Raw genomic sequence first — 17,613 nt, 5'->3', positions numbered from 1 at the left:
CCAGCGTAAGCCGACATGGCTGCCAGACTGACCATCAGACCGCTCAATGCGGCGGCGGTCGCGTTCTTGTACGAGACGGCTGGGCTGATGAAGTTCATGTCGGGCTCCTAAAGAGATGGGTGCGTCGGCATGAACATGTCGACGACAGGGATCGAACTGTAAGCAGCGGGCAAGCGATGCGATCGCCAGGCAACGCCATGGTTTCCGGTCTTTATCGGGCTTTAGACCTCGGCGCTGAATGTCGATGTGGTAACGATCTGCTGAACAAACGTGTCTTTCTGTTTGTTTGCGATTCGATGCCCGCGCTGTGGCGAGCGCAACATCACAAGTGGTTTGTTCACAAGGCGAAATCCCGTCCTGCTTACATGGTCGTGCATACCCCGACGCTCTTTCTGGTGATCGTGATCGCCAGCGCCGTGATGGGCGCTGCGATTGCGTTCATCGCGCATCGGCGCCACGCCAACATGTTGCTGTGGGCGGTGGGGCTGATGTTGCACGCCGTGGGCTATGCCCTCTACAGCTTGCGCGGACAAATCCCGGACGTGCTGTCCATCGTGGCGGCCAACACGGCGGTGGCGGCGATGTTTGCCCTGTTTGGCGAAGGTTTTTACCGGTTCGTGGATCGACCGCCTCCCCGTGTGTTGCTTTGGCCGCCAGTGCTGTTGGTTGCCGCAGCTTTCGGTTTTTTTCTGCATGACCAGCAAGCCCGCTTCCTGATGGCCGGCCTGGTCTTCGGGTTCCAGTGCGTGATCTTGTTGCGGGCCTTGTGGCTGCATCGAGATGAGTTGCCAGGGCGCGGTCCCTATATCCTGGCTGCCGGTGCCTCGGCCGTGTTGCTGGTCATGCTCATGCGCGTGGCCGGCATCGCTGTGGGCGTGATGCAGGCCGCATCCGTGACGGAGGCGGGGTTGATGCAGGGCGTGACCTTCATGTCCGCCCTCGTGGGGGTTTTGTGGCTCTCCCTGGGGTTGGTCATGATGAACCAGGAGCGTGCCGAGCATGCCTTGCAGGCGCAGCAGCAGGCCGATGAGTTTCGCAGCCATGTGCTGGAGCGCCTGTCTGGTGGGCAGGCACTCCGGGATGTCCTCACCTTCATGGTCAAGGGTATCGAGCAGCTGCATCCCGGCATGTTGTGCAGCGTGTTGTTGCTGGATCGACAAGGGCAACATCTGGGTGAAGGCGTTGCCCCGAGTCTGCCTGATGCCTACAACGCGGCTATCCATGGCCTGGCCATCGGTCCTGACGTCGGGTCTTGTGGCGCGGCAGCCTATCGGGGCGAGCGCGTGGTGGTTGAAGACATCTCGCAGCATCCAAATTGGGCGCCGTTCAAGGCGTTGGCGGCCAGTTCCGGGCTGGGGGCTTGCTGGTCGCAACCTATCCACTCTTCGCACGGCACGGTGCTGGGTACCTTTGCCATCTACCACCGGCAAGCCCATGTGCCTTCGCCGGCAGACCTCGCGCTGATCGAGCAGTCCGCCAGCCTGGCCAGCATCGCCATCGAACGCAGCCGTGAGGCTGAAGCCCTGCGCTGCAGTGAACAACGCTATCGGCGCTTGATCGATACGGCCAACGAAGGCATCTGCGTTGTGCAGGGCAACCTCATTCGTTTTGCCAATCCCAAGCTGTGCCAGCAAGTGGGCTTGACCGAAGATGAGTTGGTCGGTCAGCCCTTCGGTCAGTTCATCCATCAGGAAGACTGCGAGATGTTGGCGTTCAACAGGCGCAAACGCCTGGCGAGCGGCGCTCAGGATTTCATGTACCTGATTCGCATCACGACGCGCCACCAAGGCGTGCGCTGGTTTGAACTCAGTGGCGCGACGATTGAGTGGGAGGGGCGCCCCGCAGCGCTCAATTTCCTGTCAGACGTGACGGACCGCAAGAAGATGGAGGAGCGTGTGCAGCAGATGGCCTATCAGGATCCGCTGACCTTGCTGCCCAATCGACGCTTGTTGATGGACCGTCTGGGCCTGGCCATGGCGCGGCACAAACGCTCAGGCGAGTATGCCGCGCTGATGTTCCTGGATCTGGATAACTTCAAGCCACTCAATGACCGACATGGCCATGATGCCGGTGACATGCTGTTGATCGAGGTGGCCTCTCGCCTCAAGCATTGTGTGCGTGAGGCGGATACTGTGGCGCGCTTTGGTGGCGACGAATTCGTGATCGTGCTCAGCGATCTGGGGGCTGACCACGATGCCGCCATGCGGCATGCGCTGAGCGTGGCAGAGAAGATCCTGGCCTTCCTCACGCAACCCTATCGCTTGAGCGTGCCCACCGCATCGGGCGTGAGCAAGCTCATCGAGCACCATGGCAGTGCCAGCATCGGCCTGGTTTTGTTCCAAGGGCAGCCAGGTGCCGAAGACGATTGCCTCAAACGCGCAGATGCCGCCATGTATCGCGCCAAGCAGTCAGGGCGCCGTGCGATCAGGGTGTTCGAAGCACCGGCCCCTGCCAGCGCTGACGGCGTGTTTGATTCGCCCTTGTAAGTGGCGTGCGCGGTGTTTGGTGATCGGGCTCACTTCTGGCGCGTATTGTCTGGTCCCGTAAAGAAGTAGTCCGGCAGGGAGAGCGTGGCTTCGGCCACGTCCAGCAAGCGTCGGTTGTGGTCCATCGAGGCCTTTTGCAGCGAGCGGAAGGCGGCTTCTTCTGTCAGCCCCAAACGGGACATCAAGGCCCCCTTGGCCCGCTCGATCACCTTGCGTTCATGCAGGGCTCGCCTGGCGGCATCCAACTCCACCTCCATGCTGGCCAATCTGGCGGATTGCGTTTGCAGCAGATCAACCATGGAGGACACCTGGGCGTCATGCGCGGGCCCTGTGGCACTGGCGGCCGGCCCCTCCGACATGCTTGGCAGAACCGGCGCTGCATCGGGGCGCTCTGCCGCGTTGAAGAAGCGGTCTACGGCATGGGTATGGGGCGGCGGGTTGTCTCGCAGGCGTTGCAGCAGGCCTTTCGAATCCAGCAGATCCTGCCTGGCTGCTGCCAGTTGAGATTGGCATGCTTCACGCAGGCATTGCACCAACTCGACTTGCCATGACCACATCTCGGAGATGCGTTCGCTGGTGATGTCGAACCAGAGATCGCTCAGGCTGGTATCAAGCCTGGCGCCCGCTTTGGCTGCGCACAGTGTGCGCCGCAGGCGCTCCAGTTGCGCCACATTGGGCGTGAGTTGATGCTGCTGCCAGCGTGTGCGCAAGGCCGGTTCGGCGAACTCGGTGAACACGCTCAGGCTGCGCTCTTGCGCATCGATCAGGTGGATGACGCGCTGCTGCTCGGCTTCGTCACAGGCGCCCGACGCAAACAACTGCGCACCGACCGCACGCTCCTGGCCTGCCGCCTCCTTGCCCTGCACCAGGTGCACGAAGGCCACGAGCAGGCGAGACACACCAGGCAGCGCTGCAGCATCGGCCACATGGAACACCAGCTCCACCATGCCAGCGATCAGCTTGCTGAAGGCCGCGACTGCATCGTGTGCCGTGGGCGTGCGTTGGGTGATTTGCTGGCGCAGGTTGGCCAGCGCATCCAGGTCCAGCAGCACCCAGGCCATCAGCGACAGCGTGCGTGCGGTGGCGCCTTGTTCGGGTGCCAGTTGCCGGGTGAGCAACTCGCGCAGGCTGGCTTCGATCGGCTGGGCGGCTTCGGCCGCGGCTTGTCGCTCGGTTTCGAAGCGCTGACCGCCTGAAGCCAGAAAGATGCTGGTGGCCCCGCGTTCGTGCTGCAGCGCATGAACCAACTGGCCGATGGCATCCACCAGTTCGACGCGCTCGGCCAGGTGCCCTACGGCGTCGATTTCCAGCTGCTTGGCGCGCAGAACGAGTTGTGAGACGGAAAGTGACATGGTCTGACGGACGATGGGCAAGCCCTCATTGTCCGCCAGATGTGTGTGCTGCGTCAGTCGATCGCCACCAGAACGCGGCCATCTTCCACGCGCACTTCGTGTGCACGCACCGAATGCTCGGGCGATTCCAGGCAGGCGCCGGTACGCAGGTCGAAGTGGTTCTTGTACAGCGGCGAAGCCACGACGATGTGCTCGCCCAGGTTGCCAACCAGCCCGCGCGAAAGCACGCTGGCTTGCGATTTGGGATCCACGTTGTCGATGGCGAAGAACTGGTCTTGCCCGACGCGGAACAAGGCCACGTGGCGCTGGTCGACCAAGGCGCAGACGCCGGTATTGGGCAGGATGTCGGTGGCCGCGCACACGGCGGTCCAGGTCAGTGTGTCAGTGCTCATGATGTGAATCCTTGTTGTCCGTGATCAGGCCGTGGCGCGCTCTTCAGGGCGGGCAGGGCGGATCTGGCCGCGCTCTTCAACGAACACGATGTGCTCGTCACCCTTGTCGCTGTTGACGAAGGAGCGGAAGCGCTTGCGGGTTTCCGGATCGTTGACGGCGGCCTTCCATTCGCAGGCATAGGTGTCCACCACCGCTTGCATCTGGGCTTCCAGCTCGGCGTTCAGGCCCAGGCTGTCCTTGAGGATGACCTCCTTGAGGTAATCCAGGCCGCCTTCCAGGTTCTCGCGCCAGGTGCTGGTGCGTTGCAGGCGATCGGCGGTGCGCACGTAGAACATCAGCACGCGGTCGATCAGGCGCACCAGCTCTTCCTTGCTCAGGTCGGAGGCGAACAGCTCGGCGTGGCGAGGCTTCATGCCGCCGTTGCCGCACACGTACAGGTTCCAGCCCTTTTCGGTGGCGATCACGCCGATGTCCTTGCCCTGTGCTTCAGCGCATTCACGTGTGCAGCCTGATACGCCGAACTTGATCTTGTGGGGCGCGCGCAGGCCCTTGTAGCGGTTCTCCAGCTCGACGGCCAGGCCCACGCTGTCGCCCACGCCATAGCGGCACCAGGTCGAGCCCACGCAGCTCTTGACCGTGCGCAGCGACTTGCCATAAGCATGGCCTGACTCGAAGCCAGCGGCGATCAGCTCTTCCCAGATGGCGGGCAGTTGCTCCACGCGGGCACCGAACAGGTCCACACGCTGGCCGCCCGTGATCTTGGTGTACAGGCCGTACTTCTTGGCCACCTGGCCCACGGCGATCAGGCCATCGGGCGTGACCTCGCCGGCCGGCATGCGGGGCACCACCGAGTAGGTGCCATCCTTCTGGATGTTGCCCAGGTAGTAGTCGTTGCTGTCTTGCAGGCTGGCCAGATCCTTCTTGAGCACGAACTCGTTCCAGCAGGACGCGAAGATGCTGGCGGCGGTAGGCTTGCAGATGTCGCAGCCCAGGCCCTTGCCATGCTTGGCCAGCAGGTCCTCAAACGACTTGATCTGGCCCACGCGGATGAGGTGGAACATTTCCTGGCGCGAGTAGGCGAAGTGTTCGCACAGGTGGTTGTTCACCGCCATGCCCTGCTTCTTCATCTCGACCTTCATCACCTGCGTGACCAGGGGCACACAGCCGCCGCAGGTGGCACCGGCCTTGGTGCAGGCCTTCAGCTCGCCGATCGAGGTCACGCCTTCCGACACGGCCTTGCAGATCTGGCCCTTGGTCACGTTGTTGCACGAGCACAGCTGGGCGCTGTCGGGCAGGGCATCAGGGCCCAGGCCAGGCTTGGCCTTGCCATCGCTGGAGGGCAGGATCAGGAACTCGGGGTCGGCGGGCAGGGTGATGCCGTTGAGCGCCATCTGCAGCAGCGTGCCGTACTCGGCCGCATCGCCCACCAGCACCGCACCCAGCAGCTTCTTGCCGTCTTCGCTGACCACAATCTTCTTGTAGATCTGCTTGACCTCGTCGATGTACTGGAAGACGCGGCTGTGCGGCGTCTTGCCATGGGCATCGCCGATGCTGGCCACGTCCACACCCATCAGCTTGAGCTTGGTGCTCATGTCGGCGCCCACGAAGGCCACGTCATCGAGTCCGGCGATGTGGCGGGCGGCCACACGGGCCATGTCATAGCCCGGGGCCACGAGGCCGAAGGTCTGCTCGTTCCACGATGCGCACTCGCCGATCGCGTAGATGTTGCGGTCGCTGGTGCGGCACTCGCTGTCAATCACGACGCCACCGCGCGGGCCGATGGCCAGCACGCATTGACGGGCCAGTTCATCGCGTGGGCGGATACCGGCTGAGAACACGATCATGTCCACTTCCAGATAGCTGCCGTCTTCGAACACCATGCGGTGCAGGTGCTCGGCGCCATCCACGATCTTCACGGTGCTGTGGCTGGTGTGCACGTGCAAGCCCAGCGCTTCGATCTTGTTGCGCAGGATGCGGCCACCGCCCTCGTCCACCTGGGCGGCCATCAGGCGCGGGGCGAATTCGATCACGTGGGTGTCCAGGCCCATGTCGCGCAGGGCCTTGGCGCATTCCAGGCCCAGCAGGCCACCACCGACGACCACGCCGTTCTTGGCCTTGGCACCTGCGGCCTTCATGCCTTCGAGGTCTTCGATGGTGCGGTAGACGAAGCACTTGTTGCGCTCACGGCCGGGGACGGGCGGCACGAACGGCACGGAGCCAGTGGCGAGCACCAGCTTGTCGTAGCGCAACTCTTCCCCGTCGGCCGTTGTCACCGTATTGGTGCGGCGTTCGATGGCCACGGCCTTGGCGGCCAGACGCAGCTTGAAGCCGGTGCGCTCGAAGAAGCCGGGCTCGACCAGGGACAGATCGTCAGCCGTCTTGCCGGAGAAAAATTCGGAGAGGTGCACCCGGTCGTAAGCGGGACGGGGCTCTTCGCACAGTACCGTGACCTCGGCATCCTTCAGGCCGGACTCGACCAGGCTTTCGAGGAACTTGTGGCCAACCATGCCATGACCGACAACGACGATTTTCATGAGAACTCCTGCGACGGTAGAGGTGCGCCTGCCTGTTGTGCCGGCAAGGCTGAAACCAATGAGAGAACAGCCAGCTCAGGCTCACCAAGGAGCGGCCTTCTGACTGCATTCCGCCGTCGTTAGCGGAGAACCAATACATGCACCAAGGCGACGATACCTGTGGGTGCGCAGAGATATACGCAAGTGGTGTGCCAGCCGGGAGAGGGGGTGTGAGGGCCCGGTTCGCACCAAATGTGTGCCTTGTGCGCCTCGGCGTGGTGTTGAGGCCGCGCCAAATCAGGGAGCCGTGCCCGCAAGGGATCAAGGTTTCGCGAACCGGCCCGGCGTGGTCCCTTCGGCGGCCTTGAAGGCGCGCACGAAGCTGGGCGTGTCGGCATAACCCAGGCGCGAGCCGACATCGGTCACGCTCAGTTCGCCGCCTTTGAGCAATTGGCGGGCGAGGTCGTGGCGGGTGCGGTTGGCGATCGCCCGAAACGTCGTGCCCTCTGCCGCCAGACGCCGCGCCAGGCTGCTGGTGGACATGCCTGCCACCTGTGCCAGAAAGGCCTGGCTGGGTTGCTCGCCCGTGGCTTCGCGCAACATCATGTCCACCCACTGGCTCATGCCATCGGTGGTCACGGGCTGAACTTTGCGTTGCAGCCCGGCGCGCAGCACGGCCAGTTCATCAGGGTTGCGCATGGCCATGGGGTGATCCCACAGATCTGGTGGCAGGTCCAGGCGCAAGCTGGGCACGCCAGGCTCACCAAAGTGGCAGCGCAGGCGTCGCAATGATCGATAGGCGGCCACATGCGCCGGGCGCGCGCGGGTCAGGTAGGCATCGCAAAAAGGCGCTGCATCACCCAGCATGCGCGCCAGCATGGCATCCATGGTGCCCAGGGCCATGTCAAAGCAGAACAGCACGAAGTCGTAGGGCACCGCCCGGACGGGGCGCCACGTCAAGGTCATCGACTGCGGCTGGCGCGTCACGTCCATGCGGAATGTCGGGGCGATGAGCGGGTAGAACTCCTGGGCGCAGCACATCGCTTCGCCGAAGGTGTCGCAACTGAGCATGGCGCGGCCCATGTCGCCCAGTTCGCCCCACGTGATGAGCCGCCCCGCTTCCAGGCCCAAGGCCGGGCCGCCATGTTGTGCCACCAGGCGCTGGAAGACCTCGATGGCAGGGAGCGTGGGGACCTTGGCGACAGGGTGAGCCAGGCTGGCGCGATCGACCCCCAATGGGCTCAAGGCCGGTGTGCAGTCGATGTCGCGCTGCTCCAGCATGCGCATGAACAGATGCAGGTAGCGAGCAGGTGACGAGTCCGAATGCGTCATCTACAGGTATTCCCTTGTGGGCGTAGGTGGTGACGAGAAATGCTAAGGCCCTGACGAGTTCTGCACATTGCGAACAAGCCCTGATACCCACAATCGCCTCACTGTTTCGAGACCAACAAGAGGTGACACATGCTGCATACAAATCGGGTCAGGTCAAGCTGGCGGACGACCATCTTCGGGGCCTGCATGGCCGTGTTCATGGGCTCAGCCGGGGCGCAAACCGTACCAGTTGATGTGGCTTCAGGCGCTGCCTCGGGCCAGGCATGGTCTGCCGCCTGGCAGGCGCCTCAGGGTGACGCGTTTCTGTCTGTCTCCGCCCAGAAGTCAACGCTGCGCCAGATCCTGACCACGCACGCTGCGGGCACCCAGGTGCGCTTGCGACTGAGCAATCTGTATGGCAGCAAGCCCGTGCGCATCGGGGCGGGAAGCATCGGCGTGTCAGCGGGAGGCGCCGAGATCGCGGGGGCCGGCCCTGTGGCTTTGCGCTTTGGCGGGCACACCGGTGTGGAGCTCGCGCCAGGCGAAAGCCGCTACAGCGATCCGGTGGCCTTGCCCGTGCAGGCCATGCAGCGTCTGGCCGTGAGCTTGTACATCCCGGATAGCGCGCTCTCGATGAGCCGCCACTTCAATGGCAACGAGCTGATCTGGACTGCGCGGGGTGATGCCAGCGCGCAGGCCGCAGCGCAAGGCTTCAGCCGCAACAGCAACCTGCTGCTGGCGTCCCATGTGCTGATTGACCGCCTGGATGTGATCCCCGCAGACGCCAGCCCACGCCGTGTGGTGGCCATGTTCGGTGATTCGATCACGGATGGCTTCATGGGCAGTGCCAGTGGCATTCCTTTGCTGCCTGGCAGCGAGCCGATCGGGCGCGATCTGCGCTTCCCTGATTTCCTGCAGCGGCGGGCGCAAGCCGAGGGCGTGCAGGCCACATTCGTGAGCGCGGCCATCAGTGGCAACCGCCTGCTGTCTGGGCCTGTGCTGCCCATGTTCGGGCCGGCCGGGCAAAGCCGTCTGGCGCGTGATGTGACGAGCTTGCCTGGCGTCACCGATGCCGTCGTGTTGCTGGGCATCAATGATCTGGGCTTTGCCTTGTTCCCCAGCGTCACAGGGCAGAACCTGATCACCAGCCTGAGTGATGTGGTTCAGCGTTTGCACGCTGCGCATATCCGCGTGACCGTGGGCACGCTCTTGCCTTCACGAGGTGCCACGTTCGGGCTGGCGCACGGCAGCGCGGCTGTGGATGTCGCACGCCAGGCGGTCAATCAATGGGTCCGCACAAGCGGTGTGCCGGATGCCGTGATCGATTTCGATCCCTGCATGCAGGATCCCGCTCGGCCATCGCATCTGCGCCCCGCTTATGACAGCGGCGATGGCCTGCATCCCAATGGCGCCGGGTATGCGGCGATGGCCGCTTGCGTGAACCTGTCGGGCTTCACTGCTGGGCTTTGAGGGCTAGCCCCTTGCATGCGGCAAGACACCCTGCGCCTTCAGCTTGCGCCGTATGCGTGACAAGGCGACGTTCGTGATGCCCAGGTAGCTCGCGACATGATGCAAAGGCACCCTGCTGGCCAGCGCTGGCTCGGTGCGCATGAAAGCCACATAGCGCTGGCTGGCATCCAGCATCAGCAGGCTGGCTTCTCGCTCATCTCGCTTGTGCAAGGTGATGGCGAGGGCCTCGGTCAGCCTGTCCTTCAGGTCGGCACGATGGCCCCATGCCGTCAGGATGGCGTAGGGCAGCTCCGTGAGCACAGTGGTTTCCAGCGCCTCCACGGCGTAAGGCATCACAGCCACACGAGGCGGGCTGCCTGCGCCGATCCATTGGCCCTCCAGGTGAAATGAGCGGTTGCGCTCCAGCCCATCTGGCGAGAGGTAGCAGGTCCGCACGAGGCCGCTTTCCACGCGCCACACCGCCTGCGCGACATCGCCTGGCTGCGCCAGCAATTGCCCGGCCTCCAGCCGCCTCCGAGGCAAGCCAGCCCAGGCCTGAGCCAGATCCGCGTCTTCGGCGATGAGCCGCTCAAGGTTGGCGCCGCAAGCAGGGCAGGCCGCGAGCATGTCCTTCTGATCGACGCGTGAACCTGGGTTAACGACGTGGGCGAGTTGATTCGAGACCATGGGCGTATCGCAACGACAGGAGATGAATGATGATCACGGCAAACTCATACAGCGCGCAGGCGATTCAGCGAGCCTACGATCGACGCAAATGGGTCTACAGCAAAACGGTGGCGGTGGTGGAGTGGCCGTACCACGAGCAAGCCATTGATGCGGCCTCGATTCAGCCAGGCGAATCGGTGCTGGAGGTGGCAGTCGGTCCGGGGCTTGCGCTGCGTGAACTGGCTGGGCGAGTGGGGCGTGACACGACTGTCCACGGGGCCGATCTTTCGCCTGGCATGCTGTCCATGACGCGCCAAAGGCTGCTGGATGCCGGCTTTGCCCGGCTCGATCTGCGCCAGGCAGATGCGCGGCGCCTGCCTTTCGCGGATCAGCAGTTCGATGTGGTCTACAACGCCTACATGCTGGACCTGATCCCCGAGGCCGACATGCCTGGCATCCTGGCCGAGTTCAAGCGGGTGCTCAAGCCAGGCGGCCGGATGGTGTTGCTGAACATGAGCAAGGCCAGTGCGGCATCCCGCGACATGCGCGAGCGCTTGTATACCTTGTTGCCCAAAGCCTTGACCTTGTATCTGTTGGGCGCGTGTCGGCCTGTGCTGATGTCGCCCGCGGTGCAGGCGGCGGGCTTCATGGATGTGAGGCGTACGTTCATCGCTGGGCGCGCACCCTCCGAGATCGTGACGGCGATCAGGCCTCGGTGATGTGCGGGCGGGCCTCAAGCTTGTAGCAGTTGCGCGAGCCCTGTCAACCCGACAGGCGCTTGCGCCGCCCATGGAATGGCGAAGGTTCGTGTGGCCAGGCCTTGGGCAATGCGCGCCAGTTGTCGCTGCTCGCCGAGCAGTCGAGCGTGCAGCAAAGGGTCCTGGGTGTGCGAGGCCAGGATGGACTTGTTGACCACCCAGGCGTAGGGCTCGATGTGGGCGCGTCGCAGGTCGTCTTGCAATGCCGCAGCCTGAGAGACCGGCGTGGTCTCCGGCAAGGTCACCAGGATGATGCGCGTGTAGCGGGCGTCTTGCAGCCGCATCAAGGGGGTCACCAGGTGCGCAGCCGATCGGCCTTCGTACTCTCGGGTCATCTGGCGGTGATAGGCACCTGTGGCGTCCATCAGCAGCAGTGAGTGGCCGGTCGGAGCTGTGTCGAGCACCACAAAGGCACTGCGCGCCGCCGATACCGTGCGTGAGAACGCATGGAACACCGCAACCTCTTCGGTACACGGCGATTGCAGGTCTTCCAGCAACAGGGCTTTCTCCTGCTCGTCGAGTTGCATGCCGCGTGTGGCCATGATCTTGTCGATGTAGCGTTGCGTCTCAACCTTGGGGTCGATGCGGCTGACATCCAGTCCGGGCAATTGGCCTTCCAACGTGGCGGCAAGGTGTGCCGCAGGATCCGTGGTGCTCAGGTGCACGGCATGCCCGCGCTGTACCAGCCCCATGGCCAGGGCTGCAGCCACCGTGGTCTTGCCCACGCCACCCTTGCCCATCACCATGATCAGGCCTTTGCCCTCGGTTGCCAGTTCTTCGACCAGCTTGTTCAGGCCATCTGCAGACCAGTTGTCGAGCGCATCATGGGCTGCCGGCGCCAGCGCTGCGGCGGCTTGATCGTCCAGCAAGGCGCGAAGGGCGGGTAGGCCCACCGTGTCAAAGCCGCGCAGTGGCACCATGGCCTGTGGCAGTGCTTGCAGCGCGGGTGGCATCTCGCGGATGGCGTCCTGGCCCAGCGCTGCCAGCGCGTCGGCCACGGCATCACCGGCCACGCTGGCGTGGAACACGCCATTGATGACCAGGCGTTGGTGTTGCAGGCCGAGTTCACGCAGTTCGTCGGATGTGCGCGCGGCTTCGTTCAAGGCACCCTTGTCTGCTCTGGCAACCAGCACGATGGTGGTGAGTGCCTCGTCGCTCAGCGCAGCCAGTGCGGCATTGAAGCGCGCTTCTTGCATCTTGAGACCGGAGTGAGGGCCTAGGCAGGAGGCGCCACGGTCATTGCCCTTGAGAAAGCCACTCCAGGCCTTGGGCAGGCTGAGCAGGCGCAAGGTATGGCCCGTGGGCGCTGTGTCGAACACCACATGGTCATAGGCCGCGGCGCCTTCGCCCAGCAGGCCAGAGAACTCGTCGAACGACGCGATCTCTGTTGTGCAGGCGCCAGACAGTTGTTCGCGAACGGTCTCGCGTTCTTGCGCGCTGCTGTGTCCTTCCAGTTGCGACAGCACGCGCTGCCGGTAGTTTTCGGCAGCGACTTCGGGGTCAATGTTGAGCACAGACAAGCCGGGCACACCTGGCACAGGTGTGGGCGCATTGCTCAGGGGCACGCCCAGCATCTCGTCCAGGTTGGAGGCGGCATCCGTGCTGACCAGCAATACCTTCGCGCCGCCATCGGCCAATTGGATCGCCGTGGCGGTGGACAGCGAGGTCTTGCCCACACCGCCCTTGCCAGTGAAGAAGACGTATCGGGTGGGGTGGGGCAGCAGGTTCATGGACGTATGGCGCCTTGTTCGTACCAGCCCTTGCTCTGGTTGACCAGACGCACGACCAGCAGCATTACGGGAACTTCAATGAGCACGCCCACCACGGTGGACAGGGCCGCACCCGACTGAAAACCAAACAGACTGATGGCCGCCGCCACGGCCAGTTCAAAGAAGTTGCTGGCACCAATCAGCGCGGACGGGCAGGCCACGCTGTGTGCTTCTCCCAGCTTGCGGTTGAGCCAGTAGGCCAGCCCGGCATTGAAGAACACCTGGATCAGGATGGGTACGGCCAGCATGCCGATGACCAGGGGTTGTTGGATGATGGCCTGCCCCTGGAAGGCAAACAGCAACACCAGGGTGGCCAGCAAGGCCGAGATCGACCAAGGGCCGATGCGCGCCAGTGCGGCGTCAAAGGCGGCCTGCCCGCGCGCCAGCAGCGCCTTGCGCATGACTTGCGCCACGATGACAGGCAAGACGATATAGAGCACCACCGAGGTCACCAGCGTGTCCCATGGCACGGTGATGGCCGACAAGCCCAGCAGCAGCCCGACGAGGGGCGCAAAGGCAAACACCATGATGGTGTCATTGAGCGCAACCTGGCTGAGCGTGAACAGCGGATGCCCGTTGGTCAGGCGGCTCCACACGAACACCATGGCCGTGCAGGGCGCTGCGGCCAGCAGGATCAGGCCGGCGATGTAGCTGTCGAGCTGATCGGCGGGCAACCAGGGTGCAAAGACCTGACGCACGAACAGCCAGCCGAGCAAGGCCATGGAAAAAGGCTTCACCGCCCAGTTCACGAACAGCGTGACCCCGATGCCTTTCCAGTGTGACTTGACCTGCGCCAGGCTGTTGAAGTCCACCTTGATCAGCATGGGGATGATCATCACCCAGATGAGCAGGCCCACTGGCAGGTTGACTTGCGCGACCTCCATGCGGCCGATGGCCTGAAAGGGCGCGGGGGCCAGTTGCCCCAGGCCGATGCCCGTCACGATGCACAGGAAGACCCAGACCGTGAGGTAGCGCTCGAAGACACTCATGGGTGCCGTACCAGACTGCGACATCGTGATCCCTTCAGCTGCGCGCGATGGCGGCCAGTGCGTCCGCCAGTTGAGGCTTGTCCATGGTGCTCAGCGGCAAGGCCAGCAACTGCAGCATCTTGTAGCCAATGGCCTGACGTGTCAGCTCGAAGGCCCGACGCTTGCCCTCTTCGCCGCCTTCAGCGTTGGATGGGTCCGGATAGCCCCAGTGCACCTTCACAGGCTGCCCCTGGCCGCCAAAGAACACCGGGCAGGCTTCGGCCGCAGCGCTGTCGCATACCGTGATGACGATGGACAGTGGCGGCGCATCGGGGGTGGTGAACTCATCCCAACTCTTGCTGCGGTAGGCCGCAGTGTCGATGCCGGCGTTGTGCAGCGCTTCAAGGGCGAACGGGTTGATGCGCCCGCTCGGTGCGCTGCCGGCGCTGTGTGCCTGGACATCCTTGCCCAGTTGTCGGGCCAGGTGGTTGAGCATGCCTTCGGAGAGCACGCTGCGTGCCGAGTTGTGTGTGCACAGGATCAGTACGTGAACAGTCATGGTCGAGGAATCAGCAGCAGCCGGAGCCGGCTTGTTTGATGGGAATGGCGATGCCTTTGCTGCGGGGCAGGGGCGTGCAACAGGCGCTGTCGGCAGCCTTGGTCTCTGTGGATGAGGCAGGTGGCAGCGGGGTGCAGCAAGGGCTGGCATCGCTGCTCGATGCGGCCGGGCTGGCCTGCGTCAGGTCAGGCGATTCGCGGAAGGTCGGGATGCTGCCCAGCGTGCGGAAGTGCTCCCAGGGCAGGCCTTGCGGATCCATCACCCAGTGCTTGTCGCTGCGGGCATAGCAGCAGGTGGTGGCGCCTTCGTCGATCAAGGCCAGGTCCGCTGTTTGCGCCTGTTGTTTGAGTGCGGCCAGGTCGGCATCGTTGTCCACCTGGATGCCCAGATGGTCCAGGCCTACATGGCCATGGCCTCGTGTGGAGATGGCAAAGTTCACGGCGGGCTCATCGAGCATCCACTTGGCGTAGTCGGATTCGACGCGGGTTGGTCGTGTGCCGAACATCTTCGAATAGAAGTCGATGTTGCGAGCGAGGTCTTCGACATGGATGTGAACGTGAAAGCGCTTCATGGCGGTCTCCTGTCAGCAGGTGGAGCAGGCGCCCGGTGCGCGCTTGCCTTTGAGTGATTCGGTGGTGGATTCAGTGGCGCTGCAGGGCTGGCCCTGGCAGCAGTGCTCGGTGAGGTAGCCCAGCAAGCCGTTCATGTGCTCGAACGAGGCGCGGTAGATCAGATTGCGCCCTTCGCGCTCTTGTGAGACCAGCGCCGCGTGCATCAACTCCTTGAGATGGAAGGACAGCGAGGTGGCTGGCACCTCAAGTTGCTCGGTCAAGGCACCGGGCGTGAGCCCTTGCGGCCCCGCCACCACCAGCGCGCGAAACACGCGCAGGCGGACGGGCTGCGCCAGTGCGGCGAGGGATTTGACGACGTCTTTCTCTTCCATTATTCAATAATAGTTGAATTATCGTTTCCGTCAAGCCTTTGCTTGCCTCCGCGAGTGGCTTGCGCATGTTGTCCCTGGGCTTTCCCTATTCAGGAAACCACTGTTATCACAAACCCCGGATCTGTCCAATCCTCGACAGTTGGATCAAATCTTTGTCGGCACGATGACACCTCAACAGCTGCACAGAACAGCTGTCAAGGCAAACGAGTGGTTCAGCCGCTCGACTCAGTTTGACAAAGATCTCGTGCTGGACGAGAGGAGACATTGATGCAAGTTCCTACCAAGACCCCGCGCCTTTTCTGGACTGCTGCTCAGGCAGCCGTTGCCGCACTGATGGTGCAAGGCGGGGTCCACGCGGCCACCACGCCAGATCCGTTCTTCCAGTACGCCGACAGCGCTCAACTGGCTGCTGCCGCACCAGGCACGATCCTCAAGACCCGCACGATCACGGCGACCCTCGCTGGCCTGAAGACCTCCTACCAGGCCACCCAGATCGTGTACCGCTCGACCGATGCCAAGCTGCGTCCCACAGCCAACGTGACGACCATCTTCACGCCTGACTGCAGCAAGGTCAGTTGCGCCAACAAGAACAAGGTCATCTCGTACCAGTCCTTCTATGACTCGTTGAATCCGGAAGACGGCCCTTCGCGCGCCTATGCTGGCGGCACACGTCTGCCGGATGTCCTGCCTGCCGTCGAAGCCGTGCTGTTCGGCTCTTATGTGAAGAAGGGCTACACGGTCGTCATCTCTGACACCGAAGGTCAGAAGGCCAACTTCGCAGCAGGCCCCGAGTACGGCTACAACACGCTGGATTCGATCCGTGCCACTTTCAACTCCTCGCAGATCGGTCTGGACAAGAATGCCAAGGTCGTGATGATGGGCTACTCGGGCGGCGCGATCGCCACCGAGTGGGCCGCTGAACTGGCGCCCAGCTATGCACCTGATCTGAGCGACAACCTGATCGGTGCGGCTTTCGGTGGCACTCTGGTGAGCCCCGAGCACAACCTGACCTATGTGGAAGGCGCGACCATCTGGGGTGGCGTGATGCCCATGGCGGTTCTGGGCGTTTCTCGCTCTTACGAGATCGACATCAAGAAGTACCTGACCCCACGTGGTCTGGAAGTCTTTGACAAGATGCAGAAGGCGTCCATCGCCTACGTGCTGGGGCAGTACACCAAGGTGACCTGGAAAGACCTCGTCTTGCCCGAGTACCAGGACCGTACCAAGATTCCCGAGTATGTGATGGCTGTGAACAAGGTCATCATGGGTACGGGTGGCACGCCGTCCATCCCGCTGCAGATCGGGCAAGGCACCGGCGGCACCCTGGAGTTGACCAAGGTTTCTCCGATCTGGGGCAAGGGCGACGGCGTGATGCTGGCAGGTGACGTTCGTACGCTGGCCCGCGAGTACTGCGCCAAGGGCGTGGCCGTGCAGCACAAGGAATGGGGTTCGAGCCACTTCCTGAGCATCGCCAATTGGCTGCCTTGGGCCACCGCCTGGGTGGATGACCGCTTCGCCGGCAAGGCTGCGCCTCAGAACTGCTCCAGCATCGCTGTGGGCAATCCGCTGACACCGATCGTGTACAACCCCTGAACGTCCAGCACGTTTCGGGTATGAAAAAGGGGCGACTTGGTCGCCCCTTTTGTCGTTCAGCGCATGTGATTGAGATGCGCTTCAGATCTGAAAGTCGTAATCCACGGTCAATGGCGCGTGATCGCTGAACCAGCTGTCCTTGTAGACGCTGGCAGCGCGCGCGGTTTCAGCCAGTGCGGGTGTGGCCAGGTGGTAATCAATGCGCCACCCCACGTTCTTCGCACGCGCCTGGCCGCGGTTGCTCCACCATGTGTAGCACTCGTCTGTCGTGTCGGGATGAATGGTGCGGTACACATCGACCAGGTGCGTCTTGCCGGCTGTGTCCAGCAGCCTGGTCATCCAGGCGCGTTCTTCGGGCAGGAAGCCTGAACTCTTCAGGTTGCCCTTCCAGTTCTTCAGATCGGCCTCCTTGTGGGCGATGTTGACGTCGCCGATCAGGATGAACTCGCGCTGGCCGCGCAGTGAAGCCAGGTGAGGCTCGATGATGTCCAGGAAACGGTACTTGGCCTCTTGGCGCTCTTCCGAGCTGGAGCCGCTGGGGAAGTAGCAGCTGATCAGCGAGAGCTTGCGGCCGGGTTTGTCAAAGCGCAGTTCCACGTAGCGGCCTTCGGGGTCGAACTCGCCGCTGGGGTCGTTGCCGCCCAGGCCGACGATCACGTCCGAAGGTTCGTGCTTCGTATACAGCCCGACGCCCGAGTAGCCCTTCTTTTCTGCATGGTGGAAGTGGCCGTTCATGCCGGCGAATGCTTTCAGGGGCTCTGGCATGTCGTCGACATGAACTTTGAGCTCCTGCACGCCCATACAATCGGCGGACATGGTTTCAGCCCAGGGCACCAGGCCTTTGGTGGCGGCA

15 protein-coding genes are annotated in these 17,613 nt (G+C 63.2%); 4 read left to right on the top strand and 11 right to left on the bottom strand.

What is annotated here, in order from left to right; genetic code table 11:
• The first annotated feature begins 365 nt into the window (after window positions 1-365).
• On the top strand, window positions 366-2,486 hold the full coding sequence (locus tag EPO09_RS05420) for a diguanylate cyclase (protein WP_290640955.1): 2,121 nt from the start codon (window positions 366-368) through the stop codon (window positions 2,484-2,486).
• 29 nt (window positions 2,487-2,515) lie between these two features.
• On the opposite strand, the gene EPO09_RS05415 is transcribed toward EPO09_RS05420, so the two are convergent.
• The 4 genes from EPO09_RS05415 to EPO09_RS05400 all read right to left on the bottom strand — a co-directional run bounded on the left by EPO09_RS05415 (window position 2,516) and on the right by EPO09_RS05400 (window position 8,076).
• The gene (locus tag EPO09_RS05415; protein ID WP_290640953.1) at window positions 2,516-3,838 is read right to left on the bottom strand and encodes a nitrate- and nitrite sensing domain-containing protein; all 1,323 of its coding nucleotides are present in this window, start codon (window positions 3,836-3,838) and stop codon (window positions 2,516-2,518) included.
• A 53-nt stretch (window positions 3,839-3,891) separates the two neighbouring features.
• Entirely contained in the window at window positions 3,892-4,230 is a 339-nt protein-coding gene (gene nirD, locus EPO09_RS05410) for a nitrite reductase small subunit NirD (protein ID WP_290640949.1), read from the bottom strand.
• A 24-nt stretch (window positions 4,231-4,254) separates the two neighbouring features.
• A complete protein-coding gene (gene nirB, locus EPO09_RS05405) occupies window positions 4,255-6,765 on the bottom strand; it encodes a nitrite reductase large subunit NirB (protein ID WP_290640946.1) in 2,511 nt (836 codons plus the stop codon).
• A gap of 300 nt (window positions 6,766-7,065) precedes the next feature.
• Window positions 7,066-8,076, bottom strand: a complete 1,011-nt coding sequence (locus tag EPO09_RS05400; protein WP_290640944.1) for an AraC family transcriptional regulator — start codon at window positions 8,074-8,076, stop codon at window positions 7,066-7,068.
• Window positions 8,077-8,205: 129 nt separating this feature from the next.
• Here EPO09_RS05400 and EPO09_RS05395 point away from each other — a divergent pair, with 129 nt between their 5' ends.
• Window positions 8,206-9,525, top strand: coding sequence for a GDSL-type esterase/lipase family protein (locus EPO09_RS05395; protein ID WP_290640942.1), 1,320 nt, complete (start codon window positions 8,206-8,208; stop codon window positions 9,523-9,525).
• A 3-nt stretch (window positions 9,526-9,528) separates the two neighbouring features.
• On the opposite strand, the gene EPO09_RS05390 is transcribed toward EPO09_RS05395, so the two are convergent.
• On the bottom strand, window positions 9,529-10,191 hold the full coding sequence (locus EPO09_RS05390) for a Crp/Fnr family transcriptional regulator (protein ID WP_290640939.1): 663 nt from the start codon (window positions 10,189-10,191) through the stop codon (window positions 9,529-9,531).
• A gap of 29 nt (window positions 10,192-10,220) precedes the next feature.
• Here EPO09_RS05390 and EPO09_RS05385 point away from each other — a divergent pair, with 29 nt between their 5' ends.
• Window positions 10,221-10,889, top strand: coding sequence for a class I SAM-dependent methyltransferase (locus EPO09_RS05385; protein ID WP_290640937.1), 669 nt, complete (start codon window positions 10,221-10,223; stop codon window positions 10,887-10,889).
• A gap of 14 nt (window positions 10,890-10,903) precedes the next feature.
• Here the strand turns inward: EPO09_RS05385 and arsA are convergent, their stop codons facing one another.
• From arsA to EPO09_RS05360, 5 genes are read right to left on the bottom strand one after another with little or no spacing between them, the layout of a single operon-like run.
• On the bottom strand, window positions 10,904-12,658 hold the full coding sequence (gene arsA, locus EPO09_RS05380; protein WP_290640935.1) for an arsenical pump-driving ATPase: 1,755 nt from the start codon (window positions 12,656-12,658) through the stop codon (window positions 10,904-10,906).
• Window positions 12,655-13,710 carry an ACR3 family arsenite efflux transporter gene (gene arsB, locus EPO09_RS05375; RefSeq protein WP_290640933.1) on the bottom strand — a complete coding sequence of 352 codons (1,056 nt, stop codon included), beginning with the start codon at window positions 13,708-13,710 and terminating at the stop codon, window positions 12,655-12,657. Before arsB ends, arsA begins: the two co-directional genes overlap by 4 nt.
• 10 nt (window positions 13,711-13,720) lie before the next feature.
• Window positions 13,721-14,224: an arsenate reductase ArsC gene (locus EPO09_RS05370; protein ID WP_290640932.1), complete on the bottom strand. Its 504-nt coding sequence runs from the start codon at window positions 14,222-14,224 to the stop codon at window positions 13,721-13,723.
• Between the two features lie 10 nt (window positions 14,225-14,234).
• On the bottom strand, window positions 14,235-14,795 hold the full coding sequence (locus EPO09_RS05365; protein ID WP_290640931.1) for an ArsI/CadI family heavy metal resistance metalloenzyme: 561 nt from the start codon (window positions 14,793-14,795) through the stop codon (window positions 14,235-14,237).
• 12 nt (window positions 14,796-14,807) lie between these two features.
• Complete coding sequence (locus EPO09_RS05360; RefSeq protein WP_290640929.1) at window positions 14,808-15,167, bottom strand: helix-turn-helix transcriptional regulator; 360 nt, start codon at window positions 15,165-15,167, stop codon at window positions 14,808-14,810.
• Window positions 15,168-15,434: 267 nt separating this feature from the next.
• On the opposite strand from EPO09_RS05360, the gene EPO09_RS05355 reads away from it, so the two are divergent.
• Window positions 15,435-16,760, top strand: coding sequence for a lipase family protein (locus tag EPO09_RS05355; protein WP_290640927.1), 1,326 nt, complete (start codon window positions 15,435-15,437; stop codon window positions 16,758-16,760).
• 81 nt (window positions 16,761-16,841) lie between these two features.
• On the opposite strand, the gene EPO09_RS05350 is transcribed toward EPO09_RS05355, so the two are convergent.
• Window positions 16,842-17,613 (bottom strand): exodeoxyribonuclease III (locus tag EPO09_RS05350; protein WP_367200044.1); only part of this gene is annotated, 772 nt, incomplete at its 5' end.

This window comes from Aquabacterium sp. (genome assembly GCF_004297345.1).
GTDB lineage: Bacteria > Pseudomonadota > Gammaproteobacteria > Burkholderiales > Burkholderiaceae_C > Aquabacterium.
The sequence above is the reverse complement of the archived record's forward strand: the minus strand, read 5'-3'. Positions and strand labels throughout refer to the sequence as shown.